Below are 15306 nucleotides of genomic sequence, written 5' to 3'. Positions count from 1 at the left end.
TGCTGCATACTTGGAGTAACATGTTACTCATGGCGATGACGCTCACAGCACCTACTTCTCTTGTTTCGGAACTGCAATCCCGCGGTGTCACGGATGCTCGCGCGGATGCAACTTCACGCGCGGTCTACTCCAGCGATGCTTCCCTGTACCGGGTGCAGCCCGCGGCGGTCGTTTTTCCTCGGCACCTCGACGAGGTCCTCACCACGCTTGAGGTCTGCCGTGAACGTGGCGTCCCCTTCACGCCGCGCGGTGCCGGAACCTCGATCGCCGGCAACGCCATCGGGCCGGGCGTCGTTCTCGACTTCAGTCGCCATCTGAACAAGGTCCTGGAGTTCGACGTTGAGGCCCGCACCGCCGTCGTCGAACCCGGCGCGGTCCACGCGACCCTGCAGAAGGTGGCGCTGTCCAACGGTTTGCGGTTTGGTCCCGATCCCTCTACCCACAGCCGCTGCACGGTCGGTGGAATGATCGGCAACAACGCCTGCGGTTCACGCGCACTCGCCTACGGACGCACCGCGGATAATGTGACGCACCTCGACGTCGTCACCGGCTCGGGCACACGGTTGCATCTCGGCGCGGGCGGCACGCCCTCGTCTGCGGAAACTGACGCGCTGCGCTCGTTGGTCAGTGCCGAGCTGGGAACAATCCGTACCGAACTCGGCCGGTTCGGCCGGCAGGTGTCGGGCTATTCGCTGGAACACCTGCTGCCCGAGCGCGGGTTCGACCTACGCCGCATGCTCGTCGGCAGCGAAGGCACGCTCGCTGTCGTGTTGGAGGCCGGAGTGCGCCTGGTGGCTGACCTGCCGTACAAGACCCTGGTGGTGCTGGGCTTTGAGAACATAGGAGCCGCCGGTGACGCCGTGCCTGCCGTGCTGCCCTTCCGGCCCACCGCCTGCGAGGGCCTGGATTCGCGCATCGTCGAGGTGGTCCGAGCCCGTAAAGGTCCCCAGGCCGTGCCCGAACTTCCCGGTGGTGCCGCTTGGCTTTTCGTCGAGATCTCTGGTGATGATGCCCTCGAGGTCGCCGATCGTGCCACACGGCTCAGCCGCCTCGACGCCGCTCGACACTCCCGCATCATCGAAGACCTTCCGCAGGCCGCTGCGTTGTGGCGAATTCGCGAGGACGGCGGGGGACTGGCGGGCCGATCGCCAGCCGGCGTGCCGGCACACGCCGGCTGGGAGGACGCCGCAGTGCCGCCGGAGACCCTGGGTAACTATCTCCGCGACTTTGATGATCTCCTGCTCACGCACCACCTCACCGGCTTTCCGTTCGGCCACTTTGGTGACGGCTGCGTGCACGTCCGTCTCGACTTCCCATTCCACCGGGAGGACGGCACCGCCGCTTTCCGTGCCTTCCTCACCGACGCAGCAGAACTGGTCGCGCGCTACGGTGGCTCACTATCGGGCGAACACGGCGACGGCCGCGCCCGCAGCGAGCTCCTGCCGTTCATGTACACACCTGCGGCAATATCTCTCTTCGGGAAGGTCAAGGGCATCCTGGACCCGGACAACATCCTGAACCCCGGTGTGCTGGTGGATCCCGAGCCGCTGGACGCGAATGTCCGTGTTGCCGAAGCCGGTCCGCTGCGCTCGGGGCTGGGCTTCGGTTACCTGCACGACGAGGGTGACTTCAGCCAGGCAGTCCACCGCTGCACCGGAGTGGGACAGTGCCGCGCCGCCCACAACGATAATTCGACGGTGATGTGCCCGTCCTATATCGCGACACTGGAGGAGAAGGATTCCACCCGCGGCCGGGCCCGGGCACTGCAGGAAATGATCAACGGCAGCGTCACCGGGGGAGTGAAAGGCGGCACGCCGAACTGGCGCGCGCCCGAGGTGCACGACGCCCTGGACCTGTGTCTGTCCTGCAAGGGCTGCGCGTCCGACTGCCCTACCGGAATCGACATGGCCGCCTATAAGGCCGAAGTGCTGCATCAAAGCTATAGGGGCCGGATCCGTCCCGCGTCCCACTACTCGCTGGGCTGGCTGCCCCGGTGGGCCGGCTTCGCCGCAATCGCACCGCGGCTTGTCAACGCCCTGGTGCGGCTTCCCGGCATCCGGCAGGTGGGTCTCCGGATGGCGGGCGTGGACCAGCGCCGGAACATTCCCGCGTTCGCGCCGCAGACCTTCCACGCCTGGTTCCGAGCGCGAGGGGCCACCGCAGCTCCGTCGGAGGAACGCCCGCCGGTGCTCCTCTGGGCTGACTCGTTCACGAACAACTTCTCGCCAAAGGTGGGCCAGGCCGCAGTACGTGTGCTCGAGTCGGCCGGGTACGAGGTAAGGATCCCCGATGCGCCGGTGTGCTGCGGCCTGACCTGGATCTCCACCGGTCAGCTCGATTCGGCCCGGAAAATCCTGCGCTCCAGTATCAACGTGCTGGGAAAGTCCGTTGACGAGGGGATTCCGATCGTGGGGCTTGAACCGTCCTGCACGGGCGTGCTGCGTTCAGACGCTGTCGAACTGCTCGGCCGCGCCACAGCAGGACCCGTGGCAGCGGCCACCCACACGCTGGCCGAGTTCCTGACGAAGGCGCCGGGCTACACCCCGCCGTCGCTGGAGGGAACAACCGTCGTGGCGCAACCACACTGCCACCACCATGCCGTGATGGGTTGGAGCCCTGACGCCGCCCTACTCGAAGAAGCCGGCGCCAGCCTGCAGAAACTCGGCGGATGCTGCGGCCTCGCCGGAAACTTCGGGGTGGAACGCGGCCACTACGAGATCTCCGTAGCGGTGGCCGAGCAGCAGCTCCTGCCGGCGGTGCGCACGGCGAAGGACGACGCCGTCGTGCTCGCAGACGGCTACTCCTGCCGCACCCAGCTGGAGGACCTCAGCGACCGCCGCGGTATCCACCTGGCCCAACTGCTGGACCCTGCGGCACCCAGAGACTAATCGCTAAGGCCGCCGCGAATATTTCTTGCGGTGCGCCCCGAAACGAAAGGGAGGGGTCTACCACTGGTAGACCCCTCCCTTTCGTTTGGATGACGCTAAGCCGAAACGCTCCGAATCGGCGACGCGCTTGCCGCGAATGCGGAATCAAAGAACTCCTGCAGGCGGTCGCAGAGAATCAGGAATTCCGGGTGGTCACCGTACATGAAGTCGTTGTGGCGTCCGTCAATGGTATACAGCGTTTTGGGGGAAGACGCTGCCTCGTAGAGGGACGTCGCCTCATCGTAGGGGTGCAGGGTGTTACGCGACCCGTGACCGATGAACAGGGGTGCCGGCGCCAGGTCCCTGACCACCTTCTCCACCTTGACGTCGATGATGGACTCGGTGAACTGCAGCCGCGTGGGATGCCCGAAACCATACACCTGGGAAAGTTCCTTCCCCACGTAGTCCTCAGTGGCGGGATCCAACGGATAGTGGGCGAATGTGTCGGCCAGCTGTGATTCCCCTTCGAGGACCCGCCGCGTACGGTCCACCTGCACCTCGTCGAGGATTCTGGTGTACTCGTCAAAGGTGTGGATCGATTTGAGCCACCTCTCGCCGTCGTAGAAGCCGTTCAGTGCGGCCACTCCGGCCACGTTCCGCGCTTTACCGCCGGCAAGGACTACGTTCGCCGCGCCCATTCCCCAGCCGATGAGACCTATCCGGTGATCATCCACATCCTCCTGGGACTGCATGAACGTGATCGCATTACGGATATCCTCGACCTGCTGCTCGATGAGGACGGTGCCCTTTTCGCCCTCGCTGTCCGCCATCCCGCGGTAATCGAAACCGAGGCAGATGTAGCCGCGTTTGGTCATGTTCCTGGCGAACATTTTTGGGTAGAACTCGTTGAAGCCCTGGTAACCGGAGTTGACGATCAACGCCGGATGCGGACCATTGGCGGGCAGATCGTCCGGATAGTACAGGGTGGCCTTCAGACGGCTTCCCTCGCTAAAGAACGTGGTTTCCTTCTCAATCACTGTGTTTCCTTCTGTTCTCGTGTGCAGAGTCTGGTGGAGCCGGGGTGAACCTGATCAGCCGATCAGGCCCTCGCTCTCGAGCCACTCGTCGGCGACGTCGCGCGGCTCTTCGCCGTCGTTGTCGATCTTGCCGTTGAGTTCGGTGATGGTCTCGTTGGTGAGGGCTTCACTGATGGGCGCCATGATGTCGGCGATGGCGGGGTATTCGTCGAGGGTTTCCTGGCGGAGGGTCATCGCGCCCTGGTATTCCACGAAGAACGCCTGGTCATCCTCGAGGACCGTCAGCTCGTTGGAAACGATGCGGGCGTCCGTGGAGAACACCTCACCGAAGCTGCATTCCTCGCCGATCTGGGTGTAAATCAGGTTCAGGTCAAGTTCAACAACGCTGCTGAATTCGAACCCGTAGGCTGCTTCCAGGCCGGGCAATCCGTCGTCGCGGTTGATGAATTCGCTGGCGGCGCAGACCACACCATCGTTCGGGTTTTCCTGAATGTAGGAAGCGGCGTCGCTCATGGTGGTGAGGCTGTTTTCCTCAGCGAAGCTGGTGGGAACAGCAATACGGTAGGTGTTTTCGAAAGGCGCTGGCTCCAGCCACGCGATGTTGTTCGCGGCATCGCCTTCGACGACGGCTGCGTACAGGTCTTCGGGAACGTTCTCTGTGGTGTTGCCGAGGATGTTGACCCAGCCGGTCCCGGTGTAGTCCCAGTACATGTCGACTTCCCCGGTTTCCAGGGCTTCGCGGACCGTGGCGCTGCCGGAGATGCCTGTTTTGTCCTCGACCGTTGCGCCGGCGTTTTCCAAGGCTGCTGCGGTGATCTGGGCCAGCAGGATGGATTCGGTGAATTCCTTGGATCCGACGGACAGTTCTGCACCGGCGACTTCGCTGTCGGCGGCTGCACCGCCGCCGGTGTCTCCGCCTCCACAGGCGGTCAGCATGAGGGTAAGGCCGACGCTAAGGACTGTGAGGGTTTTTGCCTGTGCGGATGATGTGTTCATGGTTCCTCTTCTAGTGGTTGGAATGGTTCTACAGCCCTTTGGGGCGAAGGAAGTCTTCGGCGATACCGGCGAGGTAGTCAATGAGTAGGGCCAGGACGGCGGTGAGTGCGGCCCCGACGAGTTGAATCAGGACGCGGTTGGTGGACAGCCCGGCGACGATGATGTCGCCCAGACCGCCCGCGTTGATGTAGGTGGTCAGGGTGGCGGTGCCGACATTGATCACCAGGGCGGTGCGCACTCCAGCCAGGATGATCGGCACGGACAGTGGGAGTTCCAGCCGCCGCAGCACCCCGAATTTCGAGATGCCCATGCCCCGGCCAGCCTCCAGCACGGACTCATCCACCTGCTCCAAACCAACCATGGTGTTCAAAAGCACCGGGATGATGGCGTACAGCACCAAGCCGACCACCGCTGCCTGGAAACCGAGAAACAGGAATGCGACGGCCAGAAGCACCAGGACCGCGATCGTCGGGACGGCTTGGCCCAGCGTGAGGACGGTGAGAATATAAGGCCGGATCCGGCGTGTGAGGGGACGGGTGAGCAGGATTCCCAACGGAACGGCGACGATGAGGGTCAGCAGAGTCGATACCGCGGTCAGTTGGATATGTTCCCAGGTCGCTTTGGCCAGCGATGCGGCGTTGAGTGAGCGTGCCTCGATGCTGTCCAGTTCCCGGGATCCCACATACAGGTACAGGGCAAGACATACCAGTGCCAGGATCACCGGCATGACCATGTAGCCGGCCAGTGACCGGCGGCGGACCCGCGGCGGGGTCTGGACGACGACGTCCTGATCACGTGCGTGGGTGGTCATGGTCGTTCACTGGCCGATCCCGCTGTCGAACGTTCGGCGAGATCGGCTGCATTCTGAGCGGCGGAGGTGCTGCGCATGGCGCGGATTGTCTCGTTGATCTGGTTGATGTCCACCACGCCGCGGTAGACGCCCGCGGGGTCGACCACGATGGTGACACTGTTTCGGGCGGCGATCAGTTCGTTGAGCGCATCGCTGAGGGTGGCGGTGGGTTCGACCATGCCTTCGACCGGCACTCCGATCTCCTCTAGTGCACCGCTCGGGGAGGATTGCAGGTCCCCGGCGCCGACCCAGCGGCGCGGCCGCCCGGCGTCGTCAAGGACCAGCACGGAGTCACGCCCGCTGCTCCTTAGCTGATCAAGCACCTGCGCGGAGTCGGCGCCCACCCTGACGGTGGGCCAGGAGGACAGCTCGATATCGGATACCCGGCTAAGATTCAGCCGCTTCAGTGAGGCTCCCTTACCGATGAAATCGGCGACGAACTGGTTTGCGGGCGCGGTGAGGATCCTCTCGGGGGTGTCGTATTGGGCAATGCGGGACGCTTCCTGAAGGATGACGATGCGGTCGCCCATCTTGATGGCCTCATCGATGTCGTGCGTAACGAAGACGATGGTCTTGCGGACTTCGGACTGCAGACGCAGGAATTCGTTTTGCAGGCGGTCGCGGGTGATGGGGTCGATCGCGCCGAAAGGCTCATCCATCAGCATCACGTCGGGATCCGCGCCGAGCGCCCTGGCGACGCCGACCCGTTGGCGCTGGCCGCCTGAGAGTTGTTTCGGGTAGCGGTCGCGGTAGTCCGCCGGAGACATGTTGACCATGTCCAGCAGCTCGTCGACTCGGGCAGTCACTCGTTTGCTGTCCCAGCCGAGCAGTTTCGGGACCGTCGCGATGTTCTCGCCGATGGTCTGATGGGGAAAGAGGCCCACCTGCTGGATGACGTAACCGATCCGCCGCCGCAGCGTGTCCGGATTCGCGGTGGTGACATCTTCGCCGTCGAGGATGATCCGGCCGGAGGTTGGTTCGATGATCCGGTTGATCGTCTTCATGGTGGTGGTCTTGCCGCAGCCGGAGGGGCCGACCAGCACAACGATCTCGCCCTCGTAGATATCCAGCGTGAGATTGTCGACGGCGTTCTGCTTCTGGCCGGGGAAGCGCTTGGTGAGGTTCTCCAGTCGGATCATGACCTTGCGGTTTGGCTGGCTGACGTTGGGTGAACTGGTCATCGGATTCCTTGGGAGGTTGTGAGCCTGCGGATGACGTAGAACAGGACATCGGACAGGATGGCGAGGATGATGATGCCGAGGGTGCCGGCGAGCACGAGGTTGACTGCCACCGGAGTGCCCACCCGGGCGAGTCCGGTGAAAATCATTTCGCCGTATCCGGGGCCAAGGACGATCGAGCCGATTGCCGCGATGCCGAGCAGGACCAGGGAGGTCACGCGCACCCCGGTGATGATCACCGGCCAGGCCAGCGGCAGTTCGATACGCAGCAACTGCTGACTGCGGCTCATTCCCATGCCGCTGGCGGATTCGACGATGGCTGGATCCACTTCGCGCAGTCCGGTGATCGTGTTCCGGACGATCGGCAGGAGCCCGTACATGGTCAGGGCCACCACCACCGGCATGGTTCCCAGGCCGAGCGGCCCGATGAGTAGGATGAACAGCGCAAAGGACGGGATGGTCAGGAATGCACCGGTAACGGCGAGGACGGCCTCGCGTGGTCGTGGTTTACGGTAGGTGGCGATGCCAAGGCTGACCCCGATCACGGTGGCCAGCAGGACCGAGACGCCGACGACGGCGGCGTGCCCCAATCCGAGTTCAAGCATGTCGTCACTGCGATTTACCAGGAATTCGAAGAAATTCATGTCACTTCACCGCTCCGATTGCTGTTCGGGATAACCATTGGGGGAATGTCATGACAGCACGAGCTTCCTGGGATTGTCGGAGGCACTGGCCTGCAGCCAGCTGGAGTCGAGGCCTTGGGAGGCCAGCCGTTCAATGAGTTCCTTTAGCGCCTGTGGGGGTTGAGGACTGTTCGGCTGACCGGCGTCGGAAGAGAGGATCAGGCGGTCTCCGGCTGCGCGAGCCACCTCGGCCAGGAGCGCCTGGGTCATCCCGGGCTGATGCCAGAGCTGGTAAGCAGTGATTTCGACATAAGCACCCCGGGCAGCCAGATCGGCGATCTCCGCAATACTCATGGCCGGGACCGTATAAGACGGGTGTGTGAGCAGGAACCGTTTGATTCCCCGTTTCCCGGCCTGATCGAAAAGCCATCGGCATTCTGCAGCGCTCAAATGTCCCGTGCACAGAACCGCGTCGAACTCCGCAATCAGATCCAGAACCAGATAGATACTTCCCAGCTGCTCGTCGTCGGCCGCCAACACTGGAGGGGTGGAAAGAGTGGAGCGGTTGAGGCGGGGCTGAAGGTCGGCCAGCCGGGGCAGCCCCGCGCTTTCCTGGGTATGCGCGTCAGCGGTAGGAAACCAGATGACACGGCCGCCACTATAGAGCGTCGCTGCAACTGCCGCCGGGTTGATGCCACCAGCCGGCCGGTTGAGCGCGATGCCACCGACGACGTCGAGCCCCGTTGCCCGGGCCAGTGCCTTCGCCCGTCCGACAGTTGATTCCTGATGCCCCTTGAGCACGAAGCCGCTGAAACCTTCGGCGGCATACTGGGCGCAAATCTGGTCGTCATAGCCGATGCGGTCAATGACGTCCGGCGCGGCATGGACGTGAACGTCAAACATCCCTTGGAAGCCTTTCGCCGGCCGGCATCGCCGCATCCGGGGCCAATCCACCTTGATTTCTTCCCGCGTTCATGGGCACGACTCTAAGAGCAGCGTGTGATCTGCGCAACATAGTGGTGCAGGATATGCAACCAGAGGTCTATCCTCTTGCAGCGGTACGGCTCAAAAAAATTTACGGGGTCGAGCAGGCCAACTGGTGCAATTTATGCACACGTAATTGCGATTGCAGTAGTCGGCATGAATAGTGAGGCACTGACTGACTACCGGAGTGAGGCTTACTCCGCAAACAAGGTGGGTTTTCCCGCCCCAGAAGGGATTTTGCCAGTGAGCAGAGCTGCTGACGATTGGGCCATCAAAAGCGACAAGCTGAAGGTCAGGCTGCTACAAACCGATCCCACGCTAGGCGACGTCGCCGGCAACCTTGAAAAGATTGACTCGCTGATCGCAGCGGCCACCGACAGCGACCTGGTGGTGCTCCCCGAACTGGCAACCCACGGTTACCATCTGAGCGAAGTACCTGATGCAATGCCGCTGCAGCCCACGGATGAGCGTTTGCTGGGTCTGGGTAGGCATGGCCCGGCCGCTGTGGTGGGCTTCGCGGAAGCCTTTCGCCACCACACCTTCAACAGTGCGGCCCTGCTGAGCAACGGCGAGGCCCGGATCCAGCGCAAAATGTTCCTACCCACGTACCGCGGATGGGAAGAGCGCAAGCATTTCCGCCCCGGCGGACAGCTGCACTGCGAGGACCTTTTGAACACCCGACTATCAGTGCTGATCTGTAACGATGCCTGGCAGCCCGCCATTCCCTGGCTCGCCGCTCATGCAGGCGCCGAGGTTCTGGTGGTGCCCGTTAACAGTGCAACGAGCCATGTGGGCGTAGCCACGTCGCGTGCCTGGGAAATTCTTCTGCTACACGCTGCAGTGGTACTGCAGTCCTTCGTGGTCTTCGTCAATCGGTGCGGTGAGGAAAATCAGCGCGACTTTTGGGGCGGCTCGCGGGTTATCCACCCCTCCGGTGAAGTCCTCGGCCAACTAGGATCCGACCCAGGTCAGCTCGATGTTGAACTCGATCTGGGGGAACTGCGGCTGCTGCGGCGTAAGTGGCCCCTTCTCCAGGAGTCCCGGGCGGACCTCATCGCCCGCGAGGCCGGCAGGCTAGCTGCGGACGAACTGTGAGATTGTCTCCAGGTGGTGATGGAGCCTTACTCCAGAAGTTGTGAATTGCACACCTAGGGTTGCATCGATCACATCTTGATTCTAGAGTCTGCGTCATGAGTACGGGGCAAAAGCAAACTGGGGCAGCCAAGATTATGGCCGTATTGGAGGTGCTCGGCACGGCTGATGCAGTGTCGTACCCCCACGGAATGAAAGTTTCCGAGGTTTCCCGGGCATTGGGCCGCGACAAATCGATCGTGTCCCGCCAGTTGAAGAACCTGCTGGAGTCAGGACTCGTGTCACGCGACCCCACTGGTTGTTTCGAGCTGAGCTGGAGGCTGTACGCGCTGGCATCCCGCGCCGGTGACCAGCACCTAGCCAAAAAGGCTGGCCCGGTGATGCGCAAGCTCACCGATTACGTCCGGGAACGCACCCATCTCACAGTCATCAGCGACGGCGAGGTACTGACCGTGCGGTCTGAGAGCTCACGCCGCTCCATTGAGACCCAAGGCTGGGTTGGACGGACCGTCCCCGTCTGCCGCAGCTCAAGTGGCATGGCGCTGTTGATGGATCACGACGACGACCAGATTCTTGAGATCGCACAGGCATCAGATCCCAACGGGTCAAAGAGCCAGGCGAGGGCATTCCTCGAAGAGATCAAGCGATCCCGACAGCGGCAGTATTCCGTGGCAAACCGAATTTTTGACCCGGAAATTATTGGCATTGGCACTCCGGTGCGGGACTTTTCAGGCAGAATCATCGCCGCGCTCAACATTTCCGGTCCAGCACCACGAATTGAAGACCATATCAACCTGTTCGGTTCACACTTAATCGCTGCTGCAGGAAGCCTGCGACAGCCGCTGCCGACGGCCGCTTCAAACTAATCAGCCCACTTGATCGCAGAAAAGGCCGGGCCGGCCCTTGGAACACCGGGGTGTTCACTTCCGCAGCGTCACCGAGGGAATCAGCACCACCGGGTCGATGGGTAGGGCCATGCTCACCGCGATGCCCGCTTTTGCTCAGCTCGAGCGTGACCAGGTTGCCGAGCGCACCAGGGCGGGTATGGCTGCGGCTGCGGAACATGGGCGGAAGGCCTGCCGGCGGGAAGTCACCACCAATCACGCAAAGGTCCAGCGCGCCCGGGACCTCAAGCCCAGGGGCTCGCGCCGGCGGACATCGGGAAGATCATCGGGGCCAGCCGCGCCACCGTGTACCGCTACCTCAACTTGGAGCCTGCCAACCCGTCCTGAGCAGGTGCGGACCCACATCGAAGGGCACTGGTCTTTCTTACCCCTCCTTCCCTAGAGTGCATTGCTTTCGTCAGAGTGCATTGCCTTCGTCGTTGATGAATGGTCTGGTTCCTGTTGCGTGGGCCGTCGCTCCGTAATGGCGGGGCTTGTGGCGGTGAGCGGGTCATGAAACAACTCAGAGGTGGGGGTCACCGTAGGTGGCAGCGGCGCAGTAGCTGAAAAGATTGAACGGCATGCTGGACCTATACCAAGGGTGCCGAAGAGAAGTGCCTCTAGTTCTATGGTTCCATCTGGCAAGGGGTTCGGCCTCGCACGGGCATGGCTTTTCAGTGTCGGGTTTGCGGTGGGTACATGAGTCTTCTTCAAAAATATGTCCTCGTTGACGTTTCCAAAACCTGTGTTTTCTGTTCTCTTGGTGCGCCAAACGATGCGGCAACTTCGTCTGGCTTTGACTCATGGCGATATGGGCCGTTTCGCGGAGCTACTGCAGGGAGCGTTGGTGTGGTTGATGCGCGGATCACCACCTACTTCGTAGATCGCTCGCGGCCTCTCGGACCCAACCAAACCCCCAACCAAACAATGACAGCTTACTTAGTATTTGGTTAGGGTGAGGGAAGTGCCGGACTCAACCACGCCACGAAGTGTGGTGTCGTTGCCGGCTTCCGAGTGGCCCAGTGCCGCCGGAACTGCGAAGCCACCGTGCGCCTGAGACAACTTCTCGGGTGTTCAGACTGTTGGTGTCGCAGCACCCTCGAAGAGTTGGAGGTATCACCCATGACGGAGATCACCGCACATCACGGACTATTCAAGGACACCAACCTGCACGTGGACGACACAGGAGGCACCGGCCGTCCCGTGGTCCTGATTCACGGATGGCCCCTCTCCGGTGAAGCGTTTAGCGCGCAGGTCCCGGCACTGCACTCCGCCGGCTACCGGGTCATCACCTATGACCGGCGCGGATTCGGGCGCAGCGACAAGCCAGCCAAGGGCTACACGTACGACACTCTGACCGAGGATCTGCACGCCCTGCTCGAACAGCTCGACCTGAACGATGTCACCCTGGTCGGGTTCTCAATGGGCGGCGGCGAAGTGGCCCGCTATTTCACCAAGTACGGCAACGAACGTCTCCGTAGTGTCGTGTTCGCTTCCGCGGTCCCGCCGTATCTGATGCAGACCGAGGACAACCCCGACGGCCCTCTCACCAAGGAAGCTGCAGCGTCCATGACGGCTGATCTGACCAAGGACGAGGACTCGTTCTACGACGGGTTCACCCGCGAGTTCTTCTCCGTCAACGGTGAACTGAAAGTCACCGAAGCCCAGCGTCAGGAAGCCCTCGCCCTGTGCAAGCAAGCCGATAAGAAGGCCGCGCTGGCGTGCCTGGAAGCCTTCGGAACGACGGATTTCCGTGATGATCTGCTCAAAGTCACTGTCCCCACCCTGGTCCTCCACGGCGACGGTGACGCGACGGTCCCGTTCGAAGGATCCGGGCAACGCACCCACGCCGCACTGCTTGATAGTGAACTTCACGTCATCACCGGCGCCCCCCATGGCTGCAACGTCAGCCACCCCGACGAATGGAACTCCGCCCTCATCACGTTCCTCGCTAAATAATCTCCACGACTAACCCCTTAAACCTGGCAGCGGTCCCTCACTATGAACCGGTGGGGGACCGCTGCCACGACTGAACATGCACTGGCTGAATATGCTCTGGCGTCCACAGACTTTCCCTGACAGCGATCAACGACGGCGACCTGACCCGCGAGGTGAAGGGAGACAACCGGTCTGCTGAAGGTGGCTGGCCTAGGACCGGGTATGAGGCGCACGATGAGCAGGACCCGCACTGACCAGCATCCCGAAAAGGAATCCCGTGGCCGACCTGACCGCTCTCGCCCTCATTTGCACCCTTACCCCCTCCCCGGAACCCTCCAGCAGCGAATTGATGGCCCAGCACATCCTCGACGAACTCAAGGGACAGAACGTCGATACCTCCTCGGTCCGGGTTGTCGACTACAACGTCAAACGCGGTGTCCTCACCGACATGGGCGACGGAGACCAATGGCCCCTCATCAGAGAGCAAATCCTCGCCGCTGACATCCTCGTACTATCGACCCCCATCTGGATGGGGCACCCCTGCAGCGTCGCGCAACAGGTCCTGGAACGCCTCGACGCGGAACTGTCCGAAACCGATGACCAGGGCCGGCCCGTCATGTACGGGAAAGTTGCCACCGTCGCCGTCGTCGGCAATGAGGACGGAGCCCACAAGACCATCGCCGACATGATGCAAGGACTCAACGATGTCGGCTTCACCCTCCCCGCCCAAGGAGGCACCTACTGGGTTGGTGAAGCCATGCACACCATCGACTTCAAAGACCTCGCCCAGGTCCCTGACCCCGTTGCCTCCACCAACGCAGGCCTGGCCCGGAACGCAGCGCACCTCGCCCGTTTCCTCCGCGCGCACCAATACCCTGCCGACTAACACCACCGAAGGCGAAAGCCGAACACCTAGCTGCCTCGAGTTCAGATCCGGGCTCGAGGAGGGCGTTTGTGGAATCCTCGAAGGATGACTGTCGACTCAGCGATACTCTTACAGACTCTTGCTTCCTCGAAGGCTCGCTTAGGACTCGAAGCCGTCCGCGTTTCCCTTGCCGCCGACGTCCTATCCCTGTTACCTTCGACCGCCGCCCATTCTGGCGACGGGAAGCACAGCGCTCCGGCACTAGGCGAGGCTCAGCAAACACTCTTGTGCGCGGCCGTCGCCGACCTGCAACGAGCGGATGAGTACCTCCACCTCATCCGCACATCACCCTGAACAACCCCTCAATCTATGAGAACGCACTCACCGGTCGAGATTTACGAGCTGGTAGGTGTGGACAGGCGGTCAGGAGTCCAGTTTGCACCGCTGAGACATAGCCGGTTGGGGCTAGTGTTTACCTATCGGATGGGGCCGGGCTATATGGCTTGTTCGGGGTTGAGCAGACAGCCATCACGCCAGGGGCGAACGCCCCTGTAGGGCCACGTGAGGATCCCCATGAGCGACGCACCCCAGATCAATCCCCAGAGCAACCCCCAAATCAACGAGCTCGGTGTCATCATCGGCCGAACCAGAGGCTTCCTCCTGACTGAGCAGACCGCCCAGGAAGCTGTAAACGCCTTGGCAGAAGTAGCGCGAGACGTTATCACCGGCGCTGAAGGGGCAGGTGTGAGCCTGATCCGCGACGGGGACCGTACCAGTGTCGGGGCCACGGATGCGAAAGTGCTGGAGGCCGACAATCTGCAGTACACCCTGGGGGGGGTCCGTGCCTGCACTCCTGGGCGACCAACCAGTCCCACATCATTGCTGACACGAGAACGGACCCCCGCTGGAAGCAGTGGGCTGCTGCTGCAGCGGCCGCAGGAGTGCGCTCCTGCCTGAGCGTTCCTCTTATTCGGGGTGCTGACACCATCGGTGCGATGAAGGTGTATGCGAGCTCATCGGATGCTTTCAGTGTCGACGATCAGCGGCTTTTGGTGAATTTGGCGAAGTCGGCGGCAGCCTTGCTGGGGCACGTGCAGGCCAGTGACACCCCTCAACGCATCAGCGACGAAGTCAGGCACTCCCTGCGGACCCGGGACACCGTCGGTATTGCCCGCGGCATCCTCATGGAACGCCACGACCTGGGCCGCGATGAAGCATTGGCTCGCATCACTGCCCTCTCAAGCCGTACCCGCACCCCGGTCAGCGACCTGGCTGCCACCATCGCAGAGCGCAAGAGTGGCATCGACCCCAGCGAGGCGTCCTAGTGGAAGGGTCGAAAGAAGATCATCAGCGGCAGGGCACCGCTGCGGCACTTCATGCCTCACCCTTCACGATGCAGGAGGTGTGGTTGCGCTACTTCAGTCTGGCCGGGGACGTCGATGAGTACGAGGTGGACGCCTACCTCAGCGGCATAATCGTCCTGCCACCGCTCGAGTGCGACCTCATCGCTCACGCCGTCAACGAGCTCATCGATGAGATCCCGCCCCTGCCACGTGCCCCTTACCGGGACGACCCGGCACCTCAACAAACATCCCAACAAGCATCTGAAGAGGCATCTGAACAGACACGGTCCGCTACAGCGTTTGACTGACCTACCAATTAGCGGGCACCAAATACTGGGTACCGGACACCGGACACCGGACACCGGCGGCTAGGGGCACGGCAGTGGTGCTCGATGGGGGGGGGGGTAACGATGTACGTCCGGGTCAAAACGCAGTGCCTGCATACCCGCGAAGTGTGCGTAGTAAGGATTGATGCCTGGTCGGTGTTTTGCGGGTCATCAGCCCGTGGGTGACCCGTGCTTCCCGGAGAGGGCGGCGCGATGCACCTGTGCTGGACGCGTTTGTAGAGGGAGTGTGGCAGTCGGTCACGAAAGAATCTCGGATGCATACCAATCCGGTCACGGTGTGGGTCCCGAATGGGTGGTGTCCT

15 protein-coding genes are annotated in these 15306 nt (G+C 62.3%); 9 read left to right on the top strand and 6 right to left on the bottom strand.

Features of this window, described 5'->3' with window-relative positions:
- The first annotated feature begins 29 nt into the window (after positions 1-29).
- Positions 30-2888, top strand: coding sequence for an FAD-binding and (Fe-S)-binding domain-containing protein (locus D6T63_RS07810; protein WP_120148418.1), 2859 nt, complete (start codon positions 30-32; stop codon positions 2886-2888).
- A gap of 95 nt (positions 2889-2983) precedes the next feature.
- On the opposite strand, the gene D6T63_RS07805 is transcribed toward D6T63_RS07810, so the two are convergent.
- Genes D6T63_RS07805 through D6T63_RS07780 form a run of 6 tightly spaced genes read right to left on the bottom strand, consistent with a single transcriptional unit; the run spans position 2984 to position 8454 of the window.
- Positions 2984-3904, bottom strand: coding sequence for an alpha/beta hydrolase (locus D6T63_RS07805; RefSeq protein WP_120148417.1), 921 nt, complete (start codon positions 3902-3904; stop codon positions 2984-2986).
- 54 nt (positions 3905-3958) lie between these two features.
- A complete protein-coding gene (locus D6T63_RS07800; RefSeq protein ID WP_235830613.1) occupies positions 3959-4981 on the bottom strand; it encodes a glycine betaine ABC transporter substrate-binding protein in 1023 nt (340 codons plus the stop codon).
- Positions 4929-5711: an ABC transporter permease gene (locus D6T63_RS07795; protein ID WP_120148415.1), complete on the bottom strand. Its 783-nt coding sequence runs from the start codon at positions 5709-5711 to the stop codon at positions 4929-4931. Before D6T63_RS07795 ends, D6T63_RS07800 begins: the two co-directional genes overlap by 53 nt.
- Positions 5708-6931 carry an ABC transporter ATP-binding protein gene (locus D6T63_RS07790; protein WP_120148414.1) on the bottom strand — a complete coding sequence of 408 codons (1224 nt, stop codon included), beginning with the start codon at positions 6929-6931 and terminating at the stop codon, positions 5708-5710. The genes D6T63_RS07795 and D6T63_RS07790 overlap by 4 nt, the downstream gene beginning before the upstream one ends.
- On the bottom strand, positions 6928-7572 hold the full coding sequence (locus D6T63_RS07785; RefSeq protein WP_120148413.1) for an ABC transporter permease: 645 nt from the start codon (positions 7570-7572) through the stop codon (positions 6928-6930). Before D6T63_RS07785 ends, D6T63_RS07790 begins: the two co-directional genes overlap by 4 nt.
- 48 nt (positions 7573-7620) lie before the next feature.
- A complete protein-coding gene (locus tag D6T63_RS07780; RefSeq protein WP_120148485.1) occupies positions 7621-8454 on the bottom strand; it encodes a DUF6282 family protein in 834 nt (277 codons plus the stop codon).
- A gap of 237 nt (positions 8455-8691) precedes the next feature.
- On the opposite strand from D6T63_RS07780, the gene D6T63_RS07775 reads away from it, so the two are divergent.
- The 8 genes from D6T63_RS07775 (at position 8692) to D6T63_RS07740 (ending at position 14965) form a co-directional block, all read left to right on the top strand.
- Positions 8692-9630, top strand: coding sequence for a carbon-nitrogen hydrolase family protein (locus D6T63_RS07775; protein ID WP_120148412.1), 939 nt, complete (start codon positions 8692-8694; stop codon positions 9628-9630).
- A gap of 95 nt (positions 9631-9725) precedes the next feature.
- Positions 9726-10493: an IclR family transcriptional regulator gene (locus D6T63_RS07770; protein WP_120148411.1), complete on the top strand. Its 768-nt coding sequence runs from the start codon at positions 9726-9728 to the stop codon at positions 10491-10493.
- A gap of 97 nt (positions 10494-10590) precedes the next feature.
- A complete protein-coding gene (locus D6T63_RS07765) occupies positions 10591-10914 on the top strand; it encodes a recombinase family protein (protein ID WP_235830632.1) in 324 nt (107 codons plus the stop codon).
- A 719-nt stretch (positions 10915-11633) separates the two neighbouring features.
- Positions 11634-12470 carry an alpha/beta fold hydrolase gene (locus tag D6T63_RS07760; RefSeq protein WP_120148410.1) on the top strand — a complete coding sequence of 279 codons (837 nt, stop codon included), beginning with the start codon at positions 11634-11636 and terminating at the stop codon, positions 12468-12470.
- Positions 12471-12726: 256 nt separating this feature from the next.
- The gene (locus tag D6T63_RS07755; RefSeq protein WP_120148409.1) at positions 12727-13335 is read left to right on the top strand and encodes a flavodoxin family protein; all 609 of its coding nucleotides are present in this window, start codon (positions 12727-12729) and stop codon (positions 13333-13335) included.
- A gap of 552 nt (positions 13336-13887) precedes the next feature.
- Positions 13888-14271, top strand: coding sequence for a hypothetical protein (locus tag D6T63_RS07750; protein ID WP_120148408.1), 384 nt, complete (start codon positions 13888-13890; stop codon positions 14269-14271).
- On the top strand, positions 14160-14639 hold the full coding sequence (locus D6T63_RS07745) for a GAF and ANTAR domain-containing protein (protein WP_235830631.1): 480 nt from the start codon (positions 14160-14162) through the stop codon (positions 14637-14639). Before D6T63_RS07750 ends, D6T63_RS07745 begins: the two co-directional genes overlap by 112 nt.
- Positions 14639-14965, top strand: coding sequence for a hypothetical protein (locus D6T63_RS07740; protein WP_120148406.1), 327 nt, complete (start codon positions 14639-14641; stop codon positions 14963-14965). Before D6T63_RS07745 ends, D6T63_RS07740 begins: the two co-directional genes overlap by 1 nt.
- Positions 14966-15306: the final 341 nt, after the last annotated feature.

It is taken from the genome of Arthrobacter cheniae (assembly GCF_003602275.1).
In the GTDB taxonomy this organism is placed as follows: Bacteria; Actinomycetota; Actinomycetes; order Actinomycetales; family Micrococcaceae; genus Arthrobacter_D; species Arthrobacter_D cheniae.
Note: the sequence above shows the minus strand (reverse complement) of the source record. Positions and strands in the feature narration are given on the sequence as shown.